The sequence below is a fragment of the Pseudomonas psychrophila genome (genome assembly GCF_001043005.1).
Classification (GTDB): Bacteria; Pseudomonadota; Gammaproteobacteria; order Pseudomonadales; family Pseudomonadaceae; genus Aquipseudomonas; species Aquipseudomonas psychrophila.
This window is the reverse complement of sequence record NZ_JYKZ01000004.1, coordinates 232,194-254,235: the sequence shown is the minus strand read 5'-3', so window position 1 is coordinate 254,235 and position 22,042 is coordinate 232,194. Positions and strand designations below refer to the sequence as shown.

General features: G+C 53.4%; 23 protein-coding genes and 1 pseudogene. 13 read left to right on the top strand and 11 right to left on the bottom strand.

Features of this window, described 5'->3' with window-relative positions:
• Positions 1 to 42: 42 nt before the first annotated feature.
• From TU76_RS12525 to flgA, 4 genes are all read right to left on the bottom strand, one after another.
• Positions 43 to 783 carry a flagellar brake protein gene (locus TU76_RS12525; protein ID WP_048351760.1) on the bottom strand — a complete coding sequence of 247 codons (741 nt, stop codon included), beginning with the start codon at positions 781 to 783 and terminating at the stop codon, positions 43 to 45.
• 96 nt (positions 784 to 879) lie between these two features.
• Positions 880 to 1,347 carry a flagella synthesis protein FlgN gene (locus TU76_RS12520; protein WP_019823348.1) on the bottom strand — a complete coding sequence of 156 codons (468 nt, stop codon included), beginning with the start codon at positions 1,345 to 1,347 and terminating at the stop codon, positions 880 to 882.
• A gap of 51 nt (positions 1,348 to 1,398) precedes the next feature.
• Positions 1,399 to 1,725: a flagellar biosynthesis anti-sigma factor FlgM gene (gene flgM, locus TU76_RS12515; RefSeq protein ID WP_046808548.1), complete on the bottom strand. Its 327-nt coding sequence runs from the start codon at positions 1,723 to 1,725 to the stop codon at positions 1,399 to 1,401.
• Positions 1,726 to 1,876: 151 nt separating this feature from the next.
• The gene (flgA, locus tag TU76_RS12510) at positions 1,877 to 2,647 is read right to left on the bottom strand and encodes a flagellar basal body P-ring formation chaperone FlgA (protein WP_019823345.1); all 771 of its coding nucleotides are present in this window, start codon (positions 2,645 to 2,647) and stop codon (positions 1,877 to 1,879) included.
• A gap of 78 nt (positions 2,648 to 2,725) precedes the next feature.
• Between flgA and TU76_RS12505 the strand changes: the two genes are divergently transcribed.
• The 6 genes from TU76_RS12505 (at position 2,726) to flgE (ending at position 7,730) form a co-directional block, all read left to right on the top strand.
• Positions 2,726 to 3,688 carry a chemotaxis protein CheV gene (locus TU76_RS12505; protein ID WP_046808547.1) on the top strand — a complete coding sequence of 321 codons (963 nt, stop codon included), beginning with the start codon at positions 2,726 to 2,728 and terminating at the stop codon, positions 3,686 to 3,688.
• A gap of 12 nt (positions 3,689 to 3,700) precedes the next feature.
• Entirely contained in the window at positions 3,701 to 4,528 is an 828-nt protein-coding gene (gene cheR, locus TU76_RS12500) for a protein-glutamate O-methyltransferase CheR (RefSeq protein WP_019823342.1), read from the top strand.
• A 257-nt stretch (positions 4,529 to 4,785) separates the two neighbouring features.
• The gene (gene flgB, locus TU76_RS12495; RefSeq protein WP_048351759.1) at positions 4,786 to 5,193 is read left to right on the top strand and encodes a flagellar basal body rod protein FlgB; all 408 of its coding nucleotides are present in this window, start codon (positions 4,786 to 4,788) and stop codon (positions 5,191 to 5,193) included.
• A gap of 3 nt (positions 5,194 to 5,196) precedes the next feature.
• Positions 5,197 to 5,640: a flagellar basal body rod protein FlgC gene (gene flgC / locus TU76_RS12490; protein ID WP_019823339.1), complete on the top strand. Its 444-nt coding sequence runs from the start codon at positions 5,197 to 5,199 to the stop codon at positions 5,638 to 5,640.
• Positions 5,641 to 5,655: 15 nt separating this feature from the next.
• On the top strand, positions 5,656 to 6,381 hold the full coding sequence (locus tag TU76_RS12485) for a flagellar hook assembly protein FlgD (protein ID WP_019823337.1): 726 nt from the start codon (positions 5,656 to 5,658) through the stop codon (positions 6,379 to 6,381).
• 29 nt (positions 6,382 to 6,410) lie between these two features.
• Entirely contained in the window at positions 6,411 to 7,730 is a 1,320-nt protein-coding gene (gene flgE, locus TU76_RS12480; RefSeq protein WP_048351758.1) for a flagellar hook protein FlgE, read from the top strand.
• 138 nt (positions 7,731 to 7,868) lie between these two features.
• Here the strand turns inward: flgE and codA are convergent, their stop codons facing one another.
• From codA to TU76_RS12460, 4 genes are all read right to left on the bottom strand, one after another.
• A complete protein-coding gene (gene codA / locus TU76_RS12475; RefSeq protein WP_048351757.1) occupies positions 7,869 to 9,104 on the bottom strand; it encodes a cytosine deaminase in 1,236 nt (411 codons plus the stop codon).
• A 545-nt stretch (positions 9,105 to 9,649) separates the two neighbouring features.
• A complete protein-coding gene (locus TU76_RS12470) occupies positions 9,650 to 10,396 on the bottom strand; it encodes a hypothetical protein (RefSeq protein ID WP_048351756.1) in 747 nt (248 codons plus the stop codon).
• 303 nt (positions 10,397 to 10,699) lie between these two features.
• Complete coding sequence (locus TU76_RS12465) at positions 10,700 to 12,406, bottom strand: ATP-binding protein (RefSeq protein WP_048351755.1); 1,707 nt, start codon at positions 12,404 to 12,406, stop codon at positions 10,700 to 10,702.
• A 2-nt stretch (positions 12,407 to 12,408) separates the two neighbouring features.
• On the bottom strand, positions 12,409 to 13,674 hold the full coding sequence (locus TU76_RS12460) for an SIR2 family protein (protein WP_231984114.1): 1,266 nt from the start codon (positions 13,672 to 13,674) through the stop codon (positions 12,409 to 12,411).
• Positions 13,675 to 14,073: 399 nt separating this feature from the next.
• Here TU76_RS12460 and TU76_RS12455 point away from each other — a divergent pair, with 399 nt between their 5' ends.
• On the top strand, positions 14,074 to 14,331 hold the full coding sequence (locus TU76_RS12455; protein ID WP_072022822.1) for a transposase: 258 nt from the start codon (positions 14,074 to 14,076) through the stop codon (positions 14,329 to 14,331).
• Between the two features lie 104 nt (positions 14,332 to 14,435).
• Here the strand turns inward: TU76_RS12455 and TU76_RS25225 are convergent, their stop codons facing one another.
• Positions 14,436 to 14,903 (bottom strand): helix-turn-helix domain-containing protein, encoded by a 468-nt coding sequence (locus TU76_RS25225; protein WP_048351754.1) that lies wholly within the window; start codon positions 14,901 to 14,903, stop codon positions 14,436 to 14,438.
• Positions 14,904 to 15,080: 177 nt separating this feature from the next.
• A complete protein-coding gene (locus tag TU76_RS12445) occupies positions 15,081 to 15,296 on the bottom strand; it encodes a hypothetical protein (RefSeq protein WP_048351753.1) in 216 nt (71 codons plus the stop codon).
• On the opposite strand from TU76_RS12445, the pseudogene TU76_RS25875 reads away from it, so the two are divergent.
• The 6 genes and pseudogenes from TU76_RS25875 to TU76_RS12420 all read left to right on the top strand — a co-directional run bounded on the left by TU76_RS25875 (position 15,192) and on the right by TU76_RS12420 (position 19,458).
• A pseudogene (locus TU76_RS25875) lies at positions 15,192 to 15,414 on the top strand (DUF6957 family protein). The gene TU76_RS12445 and the pseudogene TU76_RS25875 sit on opposite strands and share 105 nt — an antisense overlap.
• Before the next feature lie 42 nt (positions 15,415 to 15,456).
• Positions 15,457 to 15,879 (top strand): hypothetical protein, encoded by a 423-nt coding sequence (locus TU76_RS12440; RefSeq protein WP_048351752.1) that lies wholly within the window; start codon positions 15,457 to 15,459, stop codon positions 15,877 to 15,879.
• Between the two features lie 104 nt (positions 15,880 to 15,983).
• Entirely contained in the window at positions 15,984 to 16,712 is a 729-nt protein-coding gene (locus tag TU76_RS12435; RefSeq protein WP_048351751.1) for a metallophosphoesterase family protein, read from the top strand.
• Between the two features lie 111 nt (positions 16,713 to 16,823).
• Entirely contained in the window at positions 16,824 to 17,228 is a 405-nt protein-coding gene (locus tag TU76_RS12430; RefSeq protein WP_048351750.1) for a DUF6957 family protein, read from the top strand.
• A 3-nt stretch (positions 17,229 to 17,231) separates the two neighbouring features.
• Complete coding sequence (locus tag TU76_RS12425) at positions 17,232 to 17,618, top strand: hypothetical protein (protein ID WP_169775414.1); 387 nt, start codon at positions 17,232 to 17,234, stop codon at positions 17,616 to 17,618.
• Between the two features lie 541 nt (positions 17,619 to 18,159).
• Positions 18,160 to 19,458: an RES family NAD+ phosphorylase gene (locus tag TU76_RS12420; RefSeq protein WP_048351748.1), complete on the top strand. Its 1,299-nt coding sequence runs from the start codon at positions 18,160 to 18,162 to the stop codon at positions 19,456 to 19,458.
• A 367-nt stretch (positions 19,459 to 19,825) separates the two neighbouring features.
• Here TU76_RS12420 and TU76_RS12415 read toward each other — a convergent pair whose 3' ends face one another.
• Positions 19,826 to 21,970, bottom strand: a complete 2,145-nt coding sequence (locus tag TU76_RS12415) for a DEAD/DEAH box helicase (RefSeq protein WP_048351747.1) — start codon at positions 21,968 to 21,970, stop codon at positions 19,826 to 19,828.
• Positions 21,971 to 22,042: the final 72 nt, after the last annotated feature.

Genomic DNA, 22,042 nt, shown 5'->3' with positions numbered 1-22,042 from the left:
CGCGAAGGCAGCTCCCACAGGATGTGCAGTGTTCACTCAAGTTCAATAATCGTCGTCTTTATCAAACTGGCGCGCTTCGCGCTGCAGTTGATACACAAAACGCTCGACCTGACGCTGAACGGCGCCGCTGATGTTGTGAAAGCGCATGCCGGCAAAGGTAATGTTCAGCCGCTCTTCAAAGTGCAGGTACCGCAGCTCGACCGGTGTGGACATCAAGCCGAACGGCAGGTCTGCGCTGAATCGCTCATACACCTGGCCCAGTTGCATGCCCTGGCTGATGTCACCCTCAAAGCGCAATTTGCAGCCTGTTGCTGAAACGTCCAGCAACTTGCCTTTGAGCGGGGAATTGAGCTTTTCACCTGCGACTTCCACGCTGACCAGGTTGGCCAGCCGCAACGCTGCACGAAACGCATTGCGCCGCTGGTGGTAGACCACTTCCTGGGGTAACGCGCCGCGATAGCAGCGATGATGATTGGCATCATCAATGGTCAGCAACGTGGTGCATTCCCAGGCAATGCGCACGCCGTCGTGGAAACCCTCAACCCGAAACGGTATGCCCGCCTCAAGAAAGCGCTCGCCGTCACGGGGGATCATTTCGTCCAGAGACATGGTATTGCGCTCACGATCCACATCCACCACATAGCTTTGGAAGCGCTGGGTACGGTCCTGAAAAGTGATAATCAGCGGGTCATGGCTCTCTAACAGCATCCGCAGGTTGGAGGCAATTTCCAAAGGGGTGGTCAGCACCTTGGGTGGTTGCGGAGCATCTTGGGCGTCGAACACGTTTGGTCAATCTCCAGACAAAATACAGCGACACGCAAAAAAGAGGCATTCTGCCATTATGGTGCGTGTCTCGCTACAGGCTGCGGATGTACAGGTTCAAGCCTGGCTGTAGGCGCGGTGCTTGTTGAGCATCGAGGTGGTGCCGCGTGCGTCATACAGCGATGGGGCTTCGCCGCCATGGAGAATGCGCAGCTGGTTGGCGGTGATCGCCTGCTGGGTCTGGATCGACTGTCCATTGATCAGGTTGGCGGCCTGGCATTGGGCCAGTAACTGGTTCAGCGCATCGCTCTGGCTGAGCAGTTGCGCACCCACACTGGAGTGGCTGGCCAGGCTTTCGAGGCCGCTGCGGTTGGTGGCCAGACCAAGGCCCGCCAGAATCTCGCTGCGTTTGCGGCCATGTTGCTCCAGCAAAATGATCAGCGACTGTTTGCGCGCCAGAATGTTTTCCAGCACCTGCATGTCGCGGCCTTTGAGGGCGATGGACTCGTCCTGCAACAGACCGAGCAATTGCTCGGCGGGGGCGAGGTCATCATTGATCAGTTGCAGTAAATTTTCGTCGTGCATAGTCGGCTCTGGGAGTTAAGCGTCCAAAAGCCTGGCACTGGCCGTGTGGGCCTAGCGCTGGGCTTCCATGTTAAGCAGTTTGCTGGCGACCCGGTTGCTGTCGACTTTATAGCTGCCTTCGGCGATGGCTTGTTTGAGCTCTGCCACCCGATTTTTGTCGACCGCAGGTTGGTCACGCAACGAGTCGCTGATCTTCTGCAACTGCTGAGCCTCTTGGCTGAGGTGTACAGACTCCCCGCTTGGGGCGCTGGCGCTGGTTTGTTCAGGGTTTTTTGCCGGGGCCGCTTGCGTGGCGCTGCCTGCTTCCTGATTTGCATTACTGCGCGTACTGCCGGTTAAGGGCGGGGCGCTGTTAAGACGACTGAAGTCGATGACCATAACGAAAAACCTCGGGGTATTTGGACGCTTGCCATGTTTTCGGCCATACCCGGAAAAACTTTAGGCTCGATTAATCATAGCTTCACACAGAACTGTACTGATCTGCGTCAAACCACAGTGTAGGAAACTAGAAAGACTGATGCCAACTTTCCTACAATGCCACTTCAACTTGACCGGGTGCTGTCACTCGGGCCCGGATCACACGCTTGGAATTCAGGTTTTTTACTCGTATCTGCTCGCTGAGCCCACCGTCTGACAGGGCTTCGCCGGGCATTTTGACACTTAATGTACCGCTACGCGCGCTGATGACCACGTGATCGCCCTTGCGCACGGCGGCAACCTGTTCCAGGTGCGTGAGGGTCAGCACTTGATCGGTGACCATGGGCCTCAGCAGCTTTTGACCCACCGCCAGTTCAGTGGCAGTCAGGTATCCCTGATTGATCAGGCTGATATCCCGCTCGCGCAAGGTCACATCGGCATAGTCGATCACCCTGCCACGCTTGAGGGGGTGATTGACGGTGACCACGTCCCGGAACAGTTTGACCTGAGCGGGAACGAAGATGGTCCACGGTGAGAGCCCTTCACAGCGTACGCGCACGATCACCCGGCCCATGGGTTGGGCCGGGCTTTCGAGGGTGGCTGTCAATTCCTTGTCGCAGTGGGCCAGTCGCAGACGGGGGTCCAGGTTGTTGACCTGGATCTGATATCGACCTTCGGTCTGGCTGGTGGCCAGGTAGTCTTCAACGGTGAATTCAAGAAAGCCCTGGGTCACGCCGATAAGCTGTTCAGGCGACGTAAACGCATCAGCCTTGCTATAAGTGCCTGTGCCAAGCAGGGTGCCAGCCGCCAGGACACTCAGACAGCTGCGACGCAGGGTCTGAAGGAAGGGCCGGTGGCAGGAAATTGTCGTTTTTGCGTTCATGGCCGATAAAAAAGCAAGCCCCGTGCCGTTTACCGGGAACTGCGTGATGAAACTTGAAGTTTTTAAGAGGAGCTGACTATGGCCGGGATGATGGATGCGGTTAACCAGCGCACTCAACTGGTCGGGCAAAACCGCCTGGAACTGTTGTTGTTTCGTCTGGATGGGCCACAGCTTTACGGGATCAATGTGTTCAAGGTCAGGGAGGTGCTTCAATGCCCGAAACTGACCTTGATTCCCAAATCCCATCCCGTGGTCTGTGGTGTGGCGAGCATTCGAGGCGCGACCATCCCGATTCTTGATCTGGCCATGGCCACCGGGGCGGGCCCCCTGAAAGATCAAAGCAGCCCGTTTGTGATCATCACCGAGTACAACACCAAGACTCAGGGTTTTCTGGTTCGCTCGGTCGAACGCATCGTTAACATGAACTGGGAAGATATTCACCCGCCGCCCAAGGGCACGGGTAACGACCATTACTTGACGGCCGTCACCCGGCTGGACGACCAACTGGTTGAAATCATCGATGTTGAAAAGGTCCTGGCAGAAGTCTCGCCATCACCTGAAACCATCACCCATGGCGTGGTGGATGTCGAAACCCGAAGCAAGGCACTGTCATTGCGGGTGCTGACCGTCGACGATTCGTCGGTGGCGCGCAAGCAGGTTGCCCGTTGCCTGCAAACGGTCGGTGTTGAAGTGGTGTCGCTGAACGACGGCCGTCAGGCGCTGGACTACCTGCGCAAGCTGGTGGAGGAGGGCAAGGACCCGTCTGAAGAGTTTCTGATGATGATCTCGGATATCGAGATGCCGGAAATGGACGGCTACACCCTGACCGCTGAAATCCGTAACGATCCGCGGATGCAAAAGTTGCACATCATTCTGCATACTTCGTTGTCCGGGGTATTCAACCAGGCGATGGTGAAAAAAGTCGGTGCCGATGACTTTTTGGCCAAGTTCCGGCCAGATGACCTGGCATCCCGGGTAGTTGACCGGATCAAAGCAGCAGACCACAGCCAGGGCTCATCCCTGGCTGTCAAAACGATTTAAGAGGCAGGACATTTGTCGACGGCTAATTTGGATTTTGAACAGTTCCGGGTCTTCCTGGAAAAAGCCTGTGGCATTTTGCTGGGTGATAACAAGCAGTACCTTGTCTCCAGTCGGCTCAACAAGCTGATGGAGCAGCAAGGTATCAAGTCCTTGGGCGAGCTGATTCAGCGTATCCAGAGCCAGCCGCGCAGCGGGCTGCGCGAACAGGTGGTCGATGCCATGACCACCAACGAAACCCTGTGGTTTCGCGATACCTACCCCTTCGAAGTATTGAAGAACAAGGTGCTGCCTGAGCAAATCAAGGCCAGTCCGGGCCAGCGGTTGCGCATCTGGTCGGCGGCCTGTTCTTCGGGGCAGGAGCCGTACTCGTTGTCGATGGCGATTGACGAGTTTGAGCGCAGCAATCTTGGGCAGTTGAAAGCTGGGGTGCAGATTTTTGCCACCGACCTGTCGGCCCAGATGCTCAATACTTGCAGAACCGGCGAGTACGACAACCTGGCGATTGGCCGTGGTCTGTCGCCCGAACGCCTGCAGCGCTATTTCGACCCCAAGGGGCCGGGGCGCTGGGTGCTCAAGGCGCCGATCAAGAGCCGGGTAGAGTTCCGCTCCTTCAACCTGCTGGACAGCTACGCAGGGTTTGGCAAGTTCGACATCGTGTTTTGCCGCAACGTGTTGATCTACTTCTCGGCAGAAGTGAAAAAAGACATCCTGCTGCGTATTCACAGCACCTTGAAGCCGGGCGGCTACCTGTTTTTGGGCGCCTCTGAAGCACTCAACGGCTTGCCGGATCACTACCAGATGGTCCAATGCAGCCCGGGCATCATCTACCAGGCCAAGTAACCTCCGTGGGAGCGAGCCTGCTCGCGAACGGCCTTAGCGAGCAGGCTCGCTCCCACCGGTTTTGCGTTGTCCGATAAAAAGCGGCAGAAAAGCGGCAGTCAGCGGTCAGCCGTTGCCGCTTTTCTGGCATTGCCGCTGTCCGCATCCCGGAAAACCCTTGAAATACGGGGCTGTAAAAACTGGCACGGGGTTTGCTATATCCCTGTCATGTAAAGCCTGAATCACATTCTCAGGTCAGCCCACAAAGGTTTTCCGACATGAGCATCAGCTTCGATAAAGCGCTTGGTATCCATGAGCAAGCCCTGGGCTTTCGCGCTCAGCGCGCTGAAGTACTGGCCAACAATATCGCCAACGCCGATACACCGAACTACAAAGCTCGGGATCTGGACTTTGCCTCGGTGCTCGCCGCACAGAGCGACAAACACCAGAGCGGCGCTTTTGCGTTGAACAAGACCAACACTCGCCATATCGAAGCGCAGGGCCTGAGCAGTGGCGACGAGTCGCTGCTGTACCGCACCCCGATGCAACCCTCGATCGACCAGAACACCGTGGATGCTCAGTTGGAGCAATCGAACTACGCAGAGAATGCGGTCAACTTCCAGGCCAGCTTCACCCTGCTCAACAGCAAATTCAAAGGGCTGATGTCGGCCCTGCGCGGGGAGTAATTCATGTCTCTATCCAGTGTTTTCAATATTGCCGGTAGTGGCATGAGCGCCCAGACCACGCGTCTGAACACCGTGGCCAGCAACATCGCCAACGCTGACACCGTGTCTTCGAGCATCGACCAGACCTACCGTGCCCGTCATCCGGTGTTCGCCACCGTGTTTGAAGGCGCGCAAAGCACCACCGGCGGCTCGCTGTTCCAGAACCAGGACGCTGCAGGCCAAGGTGTACAAGTGCTGGGTGTGGTTGAAGACCAAAGCGAGCTTCAGGCCCGTTACGAGCCTAATCATCCTTCTGCAGACGCCAAGGGCTATGTGTACTACCCCAACGTCAATGTGGTTGAAGAAATGGCTGACATGATTTCTGCCAGCCGTTCGTTCCAAACCAACGCCGAGTTGATGAATACCGCCAAAACCATGATGCAGAAGGTCCTGACCCTCGGTCAGTGATAAGGGGCGACGCAAATGAGTGTGACCGATTCCACCAGCGGCATGACCCTTAACCAGGTGCTTGCCAACTCAGCCCAGGCCAAGACCACCGATACCAGTCTGGCGGCGGCCTCCAAGGCTGCGTCCGGGAACACGGCGCTGGGCAAGGATGCGTTCCTGCAACTGCTGGTTACCCAACTGAAAAACCAGAACCCGCTGGACCCGCAGGACAACACTGCGTTCGTCGCGCAACTGGCCCAGTTCAGTAGCCTGGAAGGCATCACCACGCTTAACGATACGGTGACTTCTCTCTCGGGCAATTTCCAGTCTTCGCAAGCCTTGCAGGCCTCGTCCCTGGTGGGTCGCTCGGTGATTGTGCAAACCGGTGAAGCTTACGTAGACCCTGCCAGCGAAAAACCATTCAACGGCACCGTGGTGGTCCAGGACGCCAACTCCAATCCCGTGATCAGCATTACCAATGCGGACGGTGAAGTGGTTCGCACGATCGACATGGGCACCCAGAAGGCCGGTAACGCGGGCTTTACCTGGGATGGCAAGGACGACGACGGCGTGCTGCTGGACAAGGGTTCGTACACCTTCACCGCATCGAGCAAAACCGACACCGGTACGACGGCGCTCACCACCTACCTGCCTGCCACGGTTAACAGCGTGACCCTGAGCAAGACGGGTGGCGAAATCATGCTCAACCTCGCAGGCCTGGGCAGCATTGGCATATCCAAAGTCCAGACCATTGGCCTCTAAGCCGACTCATACGCCTCAAGGAGAGAAACATGTCATTCAATATCGGCCTTAGCGGCCTCTATGCGGCGAACAAGCAGCTCGACGTGACCGGCAACAACATCGCCAACGCTGCAACCACCGGCTTCAAATCATCGCGCGCAGAGTTCGCCGATATCTACTCGGCCAACAAACTGGGTACCGGCAGCAAGACCATCGGCAGTGGCGTGAACCTGGCAGCGGTCTCGCAAAACTTTGGTCAAGGTGCCGTCAACAACACCGGCAACCTGCTGGACATGGGCATTCAGGGCAGCGGCTTCTTCGTACTGAGCGACAACGGTTCCTTGAGCTATACCCGTGCCGGTACGTTCAAGTCTGATAAAGACGGCTACGTGACCAGTTCTGATGGGACTGCGCGTTTGCAGGGTTATGGCGTGGATGCCAACGGCAATATCGTCAATGGCGTGCTGACCGACCTGCGTATCGACACCTCAAACCTGGCGCCCAAGCCTACAGGGTCGGTAACGTCCGAGATCAACCTGAATTCCAGCTCTGATGCGATCGATCAGACCAAGGTCCCGTTCGATCCGACCGTGTCCACCAGCTACACCAAAAAATTCAGCACCATGGTTTACGACACCCAGGGCAACGCGCACCCGATGGATCAGTACATGGTCAAGACCGGTGGCAACAGTTGGAGTGTCTATACCCTGATCGATGGCCGCAACCCGGATGGCACGCCAGTGTCGGGTGATGGCGCCAAAGCGCCAGTGCCTTCAACCATGGCGTTTGATTCGGCCGGTGCGCTGACCAATGTCACGCAGCCCGATCCGGTTAAAGATCAGCTGGAAAACACACTGGTCGTCAGTGGCTGGAAGCCGGGTGCCATGATCAATGGCAAGTGGGACACCAACGGCGCCGACGCCAAGCCGGGTGGCATCGTCATCAACATGGCCAAAACCACCCAGTACAACACCGACTCTTCGCGTAACCCGCCGACCCAGGACGGCTACGCCACCGGCCAGATCAACAACCTGACCATCGACGGTTCGGGCGTGATGTTCGCCAACTTCAGCAACAACCAGAGCCGTGCCATCGGCCAGATTTCCCTGGCCAGCTTTACCAACGAGCAAGGCCTGCAGCCGGTAGGTGGCACGGCCTGGAAAGAAACCTACTCCTCGGGTATGGCAGGCTACGACGCACCGAAAATCGGCAGCCTGGGCGCCATCCAGTCCAACTCGCTGGAAGACTCCAACGTCAACCTGACCAGCGAACTGGTAGACCTGATCAAGGCCCAGAGCAACTACCAGGCCAACGCTAAAACTATCTCGACCCAAAGCACCATCATGCAGACCATTATTCAGATGACGTGATGGGTGTTATCGGTCATCCAGGCCTTCTGTAGAGACTCTGTTGTCGATAAAGCCTTCCTGTGGGAGCGAGCCTGCTCGCGAATGACCTTCGCGAGCAGGCTCGCTCCCACGATTGTTTTAGTCGCAGCCTCGCTTCGCTCAGCTGAACTCAACCCGCTCTGGCACCCGTGTCATCAATACCTTGCCGCCACGAATCGATACCCGCGCCTTGGCCTGGCGGCGCACCGCTTCGTAGTCGCTCTCGGCATCCAGCACCAGCATATTCGCCGGGCGGCCCACGGCAATGCCGTAGCGCTCGCCAAGGTCGAGGGTGCGTGCGCTGTTGTCGGTGACCAGGTCCAGGCTGCGTGCCAGGTCTTCAAAACCCATCATGTGGCAGATATGCAAACCGGCATCCAGCACCCGCAGAATGTTGCCGTTGCCCAGTGGGTACCAAGGGTCCTTGATCGAGTCCTGACCGAAGCACACGTTCATCCCGGCTCGGTCCAGCTCTGCAACCCGTGTCACACCGCGACGTTTCGGGAAGGTGTCGAAGCGCCCCTGCAAGTGGATGCTTTCGGTCGGGCACGAGACAAAGTTGATGCCCGAAGCCTTGAGCAGGCGGAACAATTTCGAGCAGTAGGCATTGTCATAAGAACCCATGGCCGTGGTGTGGCTGGCGGTTACCCGGCTGCCCATGCCGCGTACGCGGGCCTCTTCGGCCAGCACTTCAAGAAAGCGCGAATGCGGGTCGTCGGTCTCGTCGCAGTGCACATCCACCAGGCAGCCGGTACGCTCAGCCAGGTCCATCAGAAACTTGATTGAACTGACCCCTTGCTCACGGGTGTTTTCAAAGTGCGGAATACCGCCGACTACATCCGCTCCCAGCTCCACTGCCAGGGTCATCAGCTCGCGCCCACCGGCGTAGGACTCGATATCTTCCTGCGGAAACGCAACGATTTGCAGGTTAATCAGGTGGCGGGTTTCCTCACGCACTTCAATCATCGCCCGCAGCGCGGCCAGCGTCGGATCGGTGACATCGACATGGGTACGCACGTGTTGAATGCCATGCTCGGCCAGCATGCGCAGGGTGGTGTGGGCACGCTGCTTGGTGTCCTCATGGGTGATGGTTTCCTTGCGCTGCGCCCAGCGCTCGATGCCTTCGAACAGGGTGCCGCTCAAGTTCCACTCGGGCTGACCTGCGGTCAGGGCCGCGTCCAGATGAATATGCGGCTCCACAAACGGTGCGATCAACAACTGGCCCTGGGCGTCGATATCGCCTGCCTGAGGCGGTACATGAGCCGACTGTAGGGTGATGGCACTGATGTGCTCACCCTCACACATGACGGTGTGCAGGCCGGGAGTTTTTCGCAGCGTGGCATTGATGATCTTCATGGGGCGTCCTGTTGTTGAATTCTGCAACCTGCAATGTAGTCGCTGACGAAGCAAGAAGGGTGCTCCCGTCGTTTAATCGCGCAAAAACAAAACCCCCGTTAAACCCAACTGTTGCCAGGGTTTAACGGGGGTTTTTGGTCAGGCGGTTTGACCCGCCTGCCAGCTCAGCTTATTGGCATAATATTCATATAGGTCTACGTATACATTCGCGCAGCCCAACGCCTGCGGGGCTTTTATCAAGTCTTAATCGATGCGATCGAGTAAAAACGTATACTTTTGGCTATTTCAGCTTCATTTTGAGGGTCGAAGTATACGCTTTATCAGCCAAACTTCGAATCCGAAATATTTTGTAAGTCGACGTCTCTGAGCAAGCTGAGAGCTGTAAATCACGCTCCAATCCGGCTAAGCAAGAACCCATGCCCGTCGAACGATAACCCCATGTCTAGACATCAATTCCTCTTTACGTATGCTGTTCAGCCTTTTGATCGACCTGAGGTGATCGGCCATCCAGCCCAGGCTGAATTGAAGGATTGAAGCGATCTCGTTTAGTTGGGGACTGAGCCTTTGGAGGTGTGATAACGCTTGGCCAGAGCAGCAATTTTATCGGCCGTTATTGTGTCGCCCGGCCTGGCATTGGCAACAGTGTCAAAGATTGCATGAATCACCTCTTCCACATCGGGGATCTCCATAAGAGCATTGCGACAAAAAGCCAATCGGGCACGGTGCCCTTTTTGTATCTGCCGCACCAAAATATCCCATCGATGATCATCGGGGATGACGGCCTCTTTCATTTGAGTTGGTATTGTCTCGTGTTCGCCAGGATGCATAGGGCGTAACCGGTGAGATCTAGCGGAGTGTGTCTCAAACCACTGTGCGTCATCCGTCTTCCACGGGGTGTCGGTCAACGAAATACCTTGAGCAGGCCTCGAAAGCCCTCCGCGCCGCATTGTGCGCTCGACGATGTCCTCTAGTCCTCCAATGCCCGACTGGAGACGCCTCGAAGCTTCCAGCGCATCCGCGACTGGTTGCCCACCTGAATCACCTTTCATCTGCTCCAAAACACCCATGATGGCATCGGTGTTCTGGTTGATGTACACCCCGGAACCCATGACGACATCGAGCTGGTTTTGGCAGCACTCACCCGCCAATGCAGCGCATCCATCCGACAACACTCCGCCAAAAGTACGGGAGTTGTGTTTCAGTGGCTTGCGGCAAATCCCGCAGTTATCACCGGCCTTCTTCAAAGCTTTTGGAAACTCTTTCTCGTACCTGCGGCGCTCTGATCGGTTCATTCCTTGGAAATCTCATGACTGTACGAATGAAAGCTAGCACTTCATGATCGCGCACTCTGAATTTATCTACAACCAACCGGTGGTTAGATACCTTGGCCGGACGCATACGGTTCAAGCGTCAAAAACAAGGCACAGTAACCTGAGTTTATAGCGTTACCCATACAGATGGCCGGAGTAAATTCGCAAGCTGCATCATCGTATATTTGTGTTGAGATCCAGCACCCGCGACGTCGCTTAACTGTTTGAATTCGAGAGTAGCTGAACATTCTCAGAACACCGATGCAAGCGAAACGGATTGCGACATCACCATAGCGCTTGAAAGCTTGGCCCGTCCGACCTTGGAGGTTGGGTGGGGCGTCCCATCTGAATGGTTACAGGGATTGGGAAATCAACACCTACCAGTGCCACCTCGCCCTGCTTGAGGTTGGGCAAAAAAGCGGCGGCTGAACGATCCAGCTCTCCACAGGCACGTTCGACCACTTCTCGGTCACGGTCATTGGTCAGCCGATGTACAAGCAACGTGCCCATCTGACTCAGCACTCCTTCTGTGATGTCTCGCGGTCGCTGAGTCACTAGGCAAATGTTGAGTCCGTACTTTCGTCCTTCTTTCGCTATGAGCTCGAACGCGTCCAGGTTCTGAACATCGTCTTCACTTCCCAACGTTTTTCCTAGGAAATTGTGAGCCTCGTCCAAGATGACGATCAGCGGACGCTGCCTAAAAAACTCGTTACGTGCTCGAAGCAATAACAGCCTGCCGATGGCGTTGGCGATGACTTCTCTTGCGTTGAACTCATAGCCGACTGAGCTGAGGCATATTCTGAATAACCGCTTTTCTCCAGCGATAAACTCATCGAGATGTTCAACCAAGCTCGGGAGACCCTCTGCAGGGCGAAATATACTGCTCAGCGAAGGAGAGTCCATGACACTCATGATTCGTGTCATTAGGGAGGAGCAGTAGGATAGCTCGCTACTTGCCGCGCCCCATCTACTCATGTCGTTGTTCTGTCCCGTCGGGAAGCAGCATTCCTCGACAATTTGCCGAACCAACATGCCCTGATCAAAGGGGAGATTCGGATTACCCACCCGGTTGGCGTTATTGTCCCTATTCATCGCTCGACGAAAATCAGCTTTGAGTTGACCTACTTTCGGAACGTACCCTCCCGTGAAGATATCTGGAGCCAACGCCGCAAGCCTCAGGCTTTTTATGGCTTCTCTGAGTTTTGGGCCTTGAGTTTTACCTGACGGCTGAAAGAGTGCGATAAAATCCGTCTCATTAAAGCATGTGGGCGGAATGGCCACTTCAAGTGAGGCAGGAGTCCGATGCAGCGGGTTTCCAAGATGGTGATGTGTTGAGTCTTCCCCTTCAAGTGACCTGTATTCCCCGGTAGCGTCCACAAGCACGATCTTGCAGGTATATCGACGACACTCCTCAATAAGCTTTGAAGTCGTCCAGCTTTTCCCGCCGCCGGTTGAGCCCAAGATCGCGCAATGCCGACCAAAGAGTTTTTCTGGCGTTACAGCAATCGCGAAACCTCCGTCCCCAGAGACATGTCCGAGGTCGAGTGTTACACGGGGGGACTCCCCATTTATTCCGCTCGAAATCAATGTTGGGATTTTGGAGATAAACGAGCCAGGTGCTGAGTAAACCCGGTCTCCCAATCGTGGGTAGGAACTCACGCCTGCAGTGACTTTCAAGGTGTGTGGATCAACAGACCCCAGTAGGCGGATCAAGCCAATTGCATCAATAGCATGCGTGCCAGCGAAGTCCTGGGAAATCTCGGTGCGCTCACGATCAGGTAGGTTCACCTCGGTAATGCGTCCTAGGAGCACCGCTTGCTGACCCTCGATCAGCACCAGTTCCCCCACCTCACCCTTACCGTAGCGATTGTGACCTAAATATCGACCGCTGTTTTCTCCAGCATGTGCCAGGTTGATTTTGATCAGTTGCGCTGCCACGCTGGTGACCACTCCGATTTTCAGCGTGCTAAGAAGTATTCCTTCTGGGGACATGGTTACCTACCAATCCGTTTAACAGCATTTGCCAACTGTTCAGCTGGTGAAGCGGTGCGCAGGTGGGGGATATGAGCCGTCAAATCACCAAATGAGCCGCTGACAAAATGGACGTCGAAACCGCGCTGAGCGAGATCGCGGAATTTTCCCCAATACGGACTCGACCCATTAAAACCCCGGTTGTGGACATGGCTGATGCACTGGAAGTCGCAAAGAATCAGCTTCAGGCTTGGGTTGGATTGCAACGCTGAATAGATCGGTTCGGAAAGGTGGTCATCGTTAAACCCGAATCCTGACACAACCAGGCAGCTGTTCGGCTGACGCAAAAACTCTAAAAATCTTGAAAGCAGCTCTAAGTGAGGTTGGAGAAACGCTTGTTGGTACTTTCCTTTCGCGGGGTATATCAGGCAGGCATTTTCCGGCGTCGGTCGACTGTCCTCGTAGACTTCATTGCTCTCTCGGCTCCAGCTGACGGAACCATGGAGCTTCAGTAGTTGAAAAATGCCTTCGGCAAACTCATGGCTGTCAGCTTCACGGCGCACGATGTCGTATGTGAAATGTTTGCCGTCAAACCGACGTCTGCGGGTGTAGGAGAATCCATCAATAATGACCATCCCCAGTTCCGACGCTGCCGTTTCAAAGCACATGTCATAATTTGTCGTAAACACCTTCAGGCGCGGGTCACGAACCCTTCTCCTAGCCAGCTTCTGAAGGAGTTCACGATATGCCGATATGTCTGACGTGGGCAGGGTAATAAACGTTGAGCAAGCGTGTAGGATTTGCTCTTTCACGCGTGCAACAAACCCTTCGACGGCTGGGTCGTCGTTGAACGCTAGGTAGGCATCGCATTGTGACAAGAAATGCTCAATGTTCGGATTTTTGCGCTCGGCATAACGGACACGCTCAGTAACCTGCTGACCGGCAGCTGTCAGCGTATGGGTCAGCGGGTCGCACATCGAGTCTTGCCATAGCTTCAACATGCTAGGCCCACCGGGGTTACCTAGGGATGTACCGCTTCCCGCAAAAAAACCTAGGTTAGGCACCTGAAGAGCGGACGAGAACATCTCGCTCAACGTATTCCTGTTCGAACTGATCAGTTGGGCATCATCAGGCTCGGCCCCTTTCAGTACGCGATATGCTTCAGCTGTCAGTGGCATCCACTCATTCGCACCTGGGGGAAGATATGCCTGCTGCCCTTGATGTTGGAGTGTGAGAGGGATTACAGGCAGTGGTGCTAGAGGGGCAAGTGGCAGGGCATCGACTGGCATAGAACACGATCCTGTGTTGTGAAATGAAAGCCATACAGCCCCGGTTTTATCGACCGTTCCCAAGCTGCTTGTGTTGATATCTACTTGGCATCATATCGCATGCGGACATAGCGGCGTATGGCAGATTGCCCCACACCCGAGCCGGGCCAAGAGTGGAATTCATGGGGTCTACTAGACAGTTTTGTCGATGGCGGGTTGGGGTATGACCGCCGAACAGTCGGTATTGGCGGCGGGCAATTTCAATTGGGCTCTCATCCAGTCGACATCACGAGCCGCCATTCTATGGTGAGGCCTATCGCTGGTCGGTGGACGTCACCGTCTACATATCACCAGAGTGTAGTGATCTAATGAAACCGGACAACCATTTAGGCAAGAATGCTCGCCATATCGAGGTGTCAGATGACCAAACAGCGTCGTGCTTTTTCCGTTGAATTCAAACGCGAGGATGCCGACCTCGTACTCAAACAAAACTATAGCTTCATCGAAGCCAGTCGCTCGCTAGGTGTTGGCGAGTTGGCCCTGCGCCGCTGGGCTAGCCAGCTTCTGCAGGAGTGCACAGGTATCACCCCGCAGACTAATGCACTGACCCTGAGCAGCAAAAGATTCAGGAGCTGGAAGCCCGAATCGCTCGTCTCGAACGAGAGAAATCGATATTAAAAAGGCTACCGCGCTCTTGATGTCGGAAGATCTCGAGCGTTCGCACTGATCCATCAACTAAGCGTTGCAGCGACAGCAGAATATGTGTCCGCAGGTACCCCAAGCTACGTACCACTAACATTCCACAAATCAGCCACTGTGGATTTGGGGAGCTGTAGCTTTTTCGCCGCCTCTCGCTGGGTCATCCCGATCATCCTGCACTCTTGAACTGCCAGTTGCTTTTCCAATCGGCTGTTTGCCCTAGACGCTACTGCACCATCCTCTACCTGGCTAGTTAGCTTTTCCAAGCCGCCTTGGCTTTTAAATTCCGCCAGCTCCTCCTCTACACATTTCAGTATTTGTTCTGGCGTTTTACCGTTATTCGCTACTGCGCGGAGCACCATCAACGTCACAGTGTCAAGCCCGGCCGCTAAGGCGATTTCATCAAGTTTGCTAAGTGTCACATCCGACTTGGCCCGCTCGATCCTAGATAAAAATGTACGACCTGCTGCAGATGCTAGGTCGCTCTGGGCGAGGTCTTTGGTGGCTCTAATCGCTCGTAGAACGGCTGCTAAGCCTTGGCTCAGTGACATAGGAAATCCTCGAAAGGCGAGGATGTAGCCACGTTGCTCTGCCCGGATCGACTCTATATAGTGTTCTTCCGGGCAACCACTTGAGCTCCAACGTATTTTTCGCCGCCGGTTACCGCTGGCGGCGACAAGCGCTGTCAAGCGTAGACGGCATAGGTACTGAACCTATCACATGTAATGTCAGAGGCTTTTTGATTGGAACTCGAAGATACCCAAGCAGCCGGTGAGCTCCTCTCCAGCAATGGAGAACCTCGGTCTGGTTCTACTGAAAGCCAAGAGAGCTTGATTCAGTTGGTACAGAGCTGCTTTCCAAACAAAGGCTTTTGCATCGTCCAGCAGTGGACGATTGTGCGTGCGATAGCAAGCGATGAGGATCTGACCAAAATCTACGTCCATGGCCATTTCATTCCAAGATGGCTTTCTCTTTGAAACCAAAAATACGGTGTACGTTTTGATGGGCGATGGCGATGAAAAGTCAGCCAGCCTCGCCGCGATTATGTCTCTTTATCAATGAAATCAGCTGCAACTGCGGCCTGTAGATCTATGGGAATGTGAAATGTTTAGAAGTCATGAAGCCTTTGCCGACGGCACCCCTAATATCTTTGGGGATGGGTATTCAAACTGGCGGATATTTGAACGCCACTTGGCTCATCCTTGGTATCACGTCGTTCTTGAAGAGTGCTCGGATGGCAAGGTGTGGCCACGCACCATGATGATTAGTGACATCGATATGCTCGACGAAATACTTTCTCAACAAACCAGCGAGTTTGTCATTACGGAAATTCAGGTCGTCACACCCGGGTGGATGAACAAAACCGGTAAATGGATCATGGAGGGGCTTTCTGGATTACTGGTGGGATATGACTCCACGGGATGTCGGGTATGTCTTCACAACATAGATGACGAAAAGGCTTATGCCGATGCCCCAGGTCGTCTTATAGATGCCCACTCTCTAAAAGGACTCCGAGTGATTTTTTAATCCAAGTCGTAAACGCAGCCTCTCCTTGCAAGACGAGTCACCCTAGGAGGCCAGCTGCCGCAGCGTTATCCAAAGTACATCTAAATCGAAACTGGTCGTCCGCTATGAAAATTCAGATTTACTCTGACCTGCACCTCGAGTTCGTTCGGTTCGATCCCACCCCAAGCGATGCGGACGTAGTCATTCTCGCTGGTGACATTGATCTCAAATCGCGTGGAGTCTCATGGGCGAATGAGACATTCCAGTGCCCTGTGATCTATGTTTGTGGCAATCACGAATATTACGGCGGGCATATAGGTCACACATTGCGAAAGATGAAAGACGCTGCATTGCCCCATGTGCATGTACTCGAAAACGAGATGCTTATTCTCGATGGCACACGCTTTTTGGTCACAACTGCCTGGACGGATTATTCGGCAACGGGTGATGTGGTTGCGGCAAAGCGCCTTGCTTGGGATTCGATGAACGATTTCTTGGCTATTCGAGCCGACTTGGATTACAGGCGTTTGCGTCCAGATGACCTAGTCGCGAAATCCATGAGAGCTCACCGCTGGTTAACCCAGGAGCTTAATAGACCTTTCGACGGCAAAACAGTGGTGGTCACACACCATGCACCAGTGTTGGATCATCTGGGTGACGATCATCCTGGACATCAGGCTGCAGCCTATGCGAACGATTGGTCAGAGTTACTTAGTAAGGCTGACCTGTGGATACATGGGCACACGCATTTTGCAGCAGACTTCTTAAAGAATGGGTGCCGAGTGGTTTCCAATCCGCGAGGTTATCCGGGTCAAAGCACAGGCTTCGATCCTGAGTGCTTGGTGGTGGTTTGAGGGTGAATAGATCTCGTCAGTGTCCTTCATTGGGCTCGGAGTTGATAGATCAAAACTAGCGGGTGTGAGCTTGCTCGACAGTTGATGTTTAGTGTGAATCTAAGGTTTTAAATGGTCACTTTGAATGAAATCTCGCAGTTGCTATACGGAACCGGAGATGAATTGCCTGGCTGGCAGGGATCTGAAAAGAAATTGATCTGTTTGGCAGCAAAGACATTCCCGGGCAAAGCATTCTGTGTGGTCAAACAGTGGATCTTGATCGACCTCACCGTTACGCCGGTTGAAAGGGAAAAGCTTACGAGTCTTGGTCTACTTCCCATGACGCTTTTCGCTCACGAAATCGTCCTAGACAGTAAAGGTCGTTTCCAGCCCGCTATGTGGGTACGTAGTAACTTCGGAAAATCCTTCACTGAAAGCTGCATGTTTGAAACCAAGAGCACCGTCTACCTCCTCTGGGGATCGGGCCTTAGAAAAGAGGGCAGTGTGGGTGCCGCTTTTTCTATGAAAGCAGGTTAAGCAATGAGCACCTCAAATACTGTTAATTCATTTTGGAGCTTTGGCCGGATGCCAGAAATCATCGAAGTCGAATTTCATAGTAAGTATCTCAGTGACTTTCAACTGAGTCGTCTTGTACAGGCGAGTCTTCGAAAATACACCGTAGCTATTACGGCTTTTATCAGCGATGTGGTGATTATAGAAGACAGGTGCCTTGGTGTGTTCTTCGATCACCTTCAGGAAGGCGAAGCTCATCGAACAGCCAATGGCGGAATCATTTGCACGACGAAAATTCAAAGAGCATGGAAAGAAGGGCGTTTCTGGCTTTTGGAAACGGGGGAGGGAAATTACCTTGTTGGTAGCTTCAAGCGCGGCGGTGGGCGTCGTAGTTTTCTTGAGTTGCTTCGGTAAAGTGAACGGCTCGAGTCTGATCAAAGGTTGAATGCGCGATTTCATTGGACGTGGAGGCATGACTGTGTGGCAATGGAAGAGCGCTGGAGGGCTACTCGGGCTACGAACAATTTCGATGAGTTGGTCGAAAAGGGAATCACGAATAGTAAACCGATTTTCATCAGTGGGAGGATGCGCTTTTTGAAGAGAACCGCCGGAAGCTGATCGACCAGGACTGTAAGGTTCAGCATCTATGAAGGTGATTATGCTCACCAATTAGAGAGAACTGCGTTTTGCGAGTGTTCCCTCCATCCTGATCTAGGGATGCGCTGGGAGATGATGAGCTAGAGCCTTCACTACGCGGGGTGATCAGCTTGGGACTGTGTACTGCCTTAGTCCGAGCGATCTGGTGGCTTCGGCCGAAAGACTTGATTGGATTATTCGAAATTATGGCTCAATAATAGTTATTGCTGAGCCATAATCTCTAGCGAGTTTTGACGGAGATTAGGTCTTAGTGTCGGCTAGGGGGCTTGGCGTTAGTTAGGGTTTTTTGGAGATTTAATTGGATAGCGACGTGATCTGCTTTGGCTGTGTAAATGATGACTACCTTGTTAAACTCATCAAGAGAAAGGGGGTCAGCTCCGAATGCTCAGTCTGTTCAAAAAAACGTAAGGCCATTCCTGTTAGCGACTTGGTTTTGATGGTCGATAATGTTTTACAACGCTATTTTTTACCGGGTGCGGATTATCCAAAATTCACTCATAGTGGGAGCTTTTCCCACTATGAGCAGAAGGGTGATCTATTGATCCTTCATATTGCTGAGATGCTGGGCGTTGATGAGGATGATCCGGTATCGGAACTTGTTTGCGGTGCTCTAACGACCTGCTCACACTATGAGTTCATGCAGGGTGGAGAGCCCCAATATAGCGACGAACTAAACTACGTCTCGCGAACGCTCAAGCCCTATCAGGCTGAGCACCGATGGGACGATTTCAAGCTAGACATGAAGCACGGAAATCGTTTCTTCAATAAAAATGCGAAACAGTTTCTTGATTGGCTGTTTAAAGGGATTGATCTCTTTGAAGTCTACGGCGATTTCAGAACCGTAATCAGAGAGCTGAGCGATGAAGAAATCTATCGTGGTAGACGCTGTGATTCCACTGCTGAGTATGTTGTGATCGCGAAGGATGCCGCTAACCAGTTAGGGGCGCCTCCAAAGGAGCGTGCAGGATCGGGGAGGATGAATCCTGCAGGTGTGCCTGCCTTCTATGGAGCTTTTGAACGTGACACATGCGTAGCTGAACTTCGTCCGCCTGTAGGAGGACGGGTTATCAGTGGGCTATTTAAGCTTAGGCGGCCCGTTCGGGTTTTGGACTTTATAACTTTAGACAAGGCTTATGAAACGCACCCGCTAAGCATCTTTGATCCCGCATACGCAGAAAAAAAGGGGCGCCGAGATTTTCTTAAAACACTACACAGCAAAATCAGAATTCCCGTATTACCCGACCAAGAGCATGAGTATTTAGTCACTCAAGTAATGGCGGAGTACTTGGCTACCCAGCGAACACCTCCCATCGATGGAGTTCTTTTTGCCTCTGTACAGGTGGCGGATGGCACAAATCTAACCTTGTTCAACCATGCGGTGATTGCCGAAGAACCGCGAGTGGATGTAATCGACGATCTTGGGCAAATATCGAATTCGTTACCTCCGCGCTTGAGTGCTATTGAATACGTTTCGAATTCACTCATGCTCCACAGCGTTCAGCGGGTTAAATTCTCGACGGATGACTCACCGCGAAATGATAACGATCCTGATCAGTGTGATTTTGACGACGATTGGTATGGGGGTGATTGGGATTGACCCCCGCGGGCACAAAGCCTGACCCATACTCTCTGTGAGGTAGATCGCGCATTAGGCTTTGTGAGATACCCTAATCGCGTTGTTTAGTTAAGAGGCTCGGACGAGCACATAAAAATTACATTTGAGGGTTTTTATATCCAAACTCGCAGAGCTCCGCCAACTTGAAAGCATCTCGTCGAGCAGTTCCAAGCGCTAGAGGCCCTGAAAGGTGATGTTGTATTATGCCTCTCCTCGCATGAAGGACGGTTTGGCAGTTGGGGCCGTGTTGAGACTGCTATCCGTTACTGGCTTGGCGAATCAGCGACAAGGCTTTGCTGTGAGTCGGCCCTTCTATGACTCTCGAAAGACCGAATTCCTTAGCCCTTGGTTACATCTCTGCGATGGCCCAACTCATCAAGCTTTTCTCGAAGTTGCTCAACCTTAACCGTTCTACTTGGGGGGCCAACGCCCGGAGCTTTCGAAGCAAATCGTTCAGGTTATCAGACGGTAGAATCATGCCTTTGATCTGGGTTGAGACCTGCGTAGGAATGCCGTACTCATCCAGGGCCGTGAGTAACGGGTCAAGGAAAAGGTTCTCCAGCTGCTCTGCGAAAAAGCTGAAGTCTCCTGGCTCGATATTTCTTTGGGTGAATACATCGTCCTGTATTTTGCTAATCGCCATTATGTCCCGTGGCAACCTAAAGCAGACCATGTTCCTGAGGAATTTCAATCGCAGATTTATCGCTTCGCTCGGTGTGTCATCCTCCCTACGATTCAGTACGGCATCCTGGAGATAGGAGGGCAAATCTTTCTTTGTTCTGATCTCATTGATGTGCCATGCCAGATGGGAGCTTGAAGAAATTCCGTACTCCATCAAATTGCCGCCTTCCAAGCTATAAACGAGATCGCAGAGGTAATTAAGCTGACTCGATTTCTCTGGAATGCCCTTCCAAGTGAGCAACTGCCTGCTTTCAGCCAGCTCCCGAATGATCGCGTTGGCAACCTCGAGTTGTCGATCGATTGGTATATGCCGGTTCTCAATCAGGGTTGCTGGTGATATGACAGGATTCGAATACGCCTCTTGAAGCCGTCCGCGCGAGACGTCAGTGAGGTATTCATTCTCCAGTTGCATGAGAAGGCCCATTGGAGAGCTTTCGTCCTGGTGGCCGATGGGGTACTCAACGGTAAGACCCCGCTCCACAGGGGGCTCCTCGAGCATAAAAACCTTGCCGATGAAATATTTATTCATTCGACCAGCACGGCCAGAAATGTTCTTAAATGTGAAGTAGTCAAAATTTGACGTCTTTAATCGGCGATCATAGATGATGACGTTCTCTGCCGAAGTATTAACCCCCTCGATCATCGTTGACGTGCAAATGATGCGCTTGATAACCCCTTCGTTGAACAGCTTTACGATGTATTGCTGCAGCGCGCGAGGGACGCCTCCATGGTGAATGCCGATGCCTAAGGCAATAGCCTTGGCGACGTTCCACTCCGGGTGATAATGCTTCGAGATCCAGGCGGCTATTTCCTTTGTTTCCGGCACCTCGGAAAGCCCTGCCTCTTCGATCAAGTATTGAGCGACACGATTGGCGCTCGCTGGCGCTTGGCAGTAGATTAGCGTGGGGGAGGCTAGGGTCTTGACGAGTTTCAGCAGTGTTTCTTTTCTCTCCTCCGAGCGCATACCTAGGTTGAAGTTCTGAATGTCGACTGCGACCGTACTGAAGTCGGACGGGATAAAATTATACTCGTAGCTATCCAATCCAGTAATCTGCTGAATGTGAGGGCCGAGCATATAAAATTGAGCACGGGTCTTGGCAAGCTTGTGAAACGCCAAGCTCAGATCAACAGCGCGGGTACTCCCGTCCTTGTCGCTACCCAAGTCTATTTTGTAAAACTCATCGACAACGAAGAATTCGACATCATCTAGGTCTTTGCGTTGGATGACCCTTTCTTGAGTCAGAAGGTAGACGTTGGTCGTTCCTGCTTCTGCTTCTTGGCTGGGATGGGTGATCAGGTTGAACTGTTTGAATCGTTTAACAAGACGGCGACGGGTTTCATCGATTAACGCAATGGTTGGAACGATCACAACGACTTTTTTGAAGCGGTGCTGAGCCAGAACAGCATCGATTACGAGGCTTTTACCAACACTTGTGGACGCGCTAAGCACCACGTTTCGGCCCTGCATTATTAAGCTGAACACGTGAGCCTGCAGGTGATGGAATACCATACCCTGTTCTAGTCCCTCTACCCGATGAGCCTCGTATGCTAGCCGGTCGGACAGATCCATATTGCTCAGGTGAGGGGTTATATAGGGAAAGAGGCCAACTGCACGCACCATATTGAGCAACAGTGATTGCTCAACTGGGCCGAACAGATCAAATTTGTCGAGCGCCCGGATGACTAGGTCACGTCCTTCCCACTCAGGGTCACTTCTGCTGACAAAAGTGTTGATGGCTATTAGCAGATCGATACTCAATAGACTGCTTTCGTTAAGCTGAACCAGATTTTCTTTGGCTTTCTCGTAATTCATGACCTGTTCCTTGAGGCCTTGGTCGAGTCTCTACACTCCCCCGAGGCCAATTCCGTCTTTGGCGTGCAGCTA

What these genes read in the sequence shown, in the direction of transcription:
- TU76_RS12520 (WP_019823348.1), bottom strand. Translation starts at nt 1,347, where the DNA reads ATGCACGACGAAAATTTACTGCAACTGATCAATGATGACCTCGCCCCC.
- flgM (WP_046808548.1), bottom strand. Translation starts at nt 1,725, where the DNA reads ATGGTCATCGACTTCAGTCGTCTTAACAGCGCCCCGCCCTTAACCGGC.
- flgA (WP_019823345.1), bottom strand. Translation starts at nt 2,647, where the DNA reads ATGAACGCAAAAACGACAATTTCCTGCCACCGGCCCTTCCTTCAGACC.
- TU76_RS12505 (WP_046808547.1), top strand. Translation starts at nt 2,726, where the DNA reads ATGGCCGGGATGATGGATGCGGTTAACCAGCGCACTCAACTGGTCGGG.
- flgB (WP_048351759.1), top strand. Translation starts at nt 4,786, where the DNA reads ATGAGCATCAGCTTCGATAAAGCGCTTGGTATCCATGAGCAAGCCCTG.
- flgC (WP_019823339.1), top strand. Translation starts at nt 5,197, where the DNA reads ATGTCTCTATCCAGTGTTTTCAATATTGCCGGTAGTGGCATGAGCGCC.
- TU76_RS12485 (WP_019823337.1), top strand. Translation starts at nt 5,656, where the DNA reads ATGAGTGTGACCGATTCCACCAGCGGCATGACCCTTAACCAGGTGCTT.
- flgE (WP_048351758.1), top strand. Translation starts at nt 6,411, where the DNA reads ATGTCATTCAATATCGGCCTTAGCGGCCTCTATGCGGCGAACAAGCAG.
- codA (WP_048351757.1), bottom strand. Translation starts at nt 9,104, where the DNA reads ATGAAGATCATCAATGCCACGCTGCGAAAAACTCCCGGCCTGCACACC.
- TU76_RS12470 (WP_048351756.1), bottom strand. Translation starts at nt 10,396, where the DNA reads ATGAACCGATCAGAGCGCCGCAGGTACGAGAAAGAGTTTCCAAAAGCT.
- TU76_RS12465 (WP_048351755.1), bottom strand. Translation starts at nt 12,406, where the DNA reads ATGTCCCCAGAAGGAATACTTCTTAGCACGCTGAAAATCGGAGTGGTC.
- TU76_RS12460 (WP_231984114.1), bottom strand. Translation starts at nt 13,674, where the DNA reads ATGCCAGTCGATGCCCTGCCACTTGCCCCTCTAGCACCACTGCCTGTA.
- TU76_RS12455 (WP_072022822.1), top strand. Translation starts at nt 14,074, where the DNA reads ATGACCAAACAGCGTCGTGCTTTTTCCGTTGAATTCAAACGCGAGGAT.
- TU76_RS25225 (WP_048351754.1), bottom strand. Translation starts at nt 14,903, where the DNA reads ATGTCACTGAGCCAAGGCTTAGCAGCCGTTCTACGAGCGATTAGAGCC.
- TU76_RS12445 (WP_048351753.1), bottom strand. Translation starts at nt 15,296, where the DNA reads ATGGACGTAGATTTTGGTCAGATCCTCATCGCTTGCTATCGCACGCAC.
- TU76_RS12440 (WP_048351752.1), top strand. Translation starts at nt 15,457, where the DNA reads ATGTTTAGAAGTCATGAAGCCTTTGCCGACGGCACCCCTAATATCTTT.
- TU76_RS12435 (WP_048351751.1), top strand. Translation starts at nt 15,984, where the DNA reads ATGAAAATTCAGATTTACTCTGACCTGCACCTCGAGTTCGTTCGGTTC.
- TU76_RS12430 (WP_048351750.1), top strand. Translation starts at nt 16,824, where the DNA reads ATGGTCACTTTGAATGAAATCTCGCAGTTGCTATACGGAACCGGAGAT.
- TU76_RS12425 (WP_169775414.1), top strand. Translation starts at nt 17,232, where the DNA reads ATGAGCACCTCAAATACTGTTAATTCATTTTGGAGCTTTGGCCGGATG.
- TU76_RS12415 (WP_048351747.1), bottom strand. Translation starts at nt 21,970, where the DNA reads ATGAATTACGAGAAAGCCAAAGAAAATCTGGTTCAGCTTAACGAAAGC.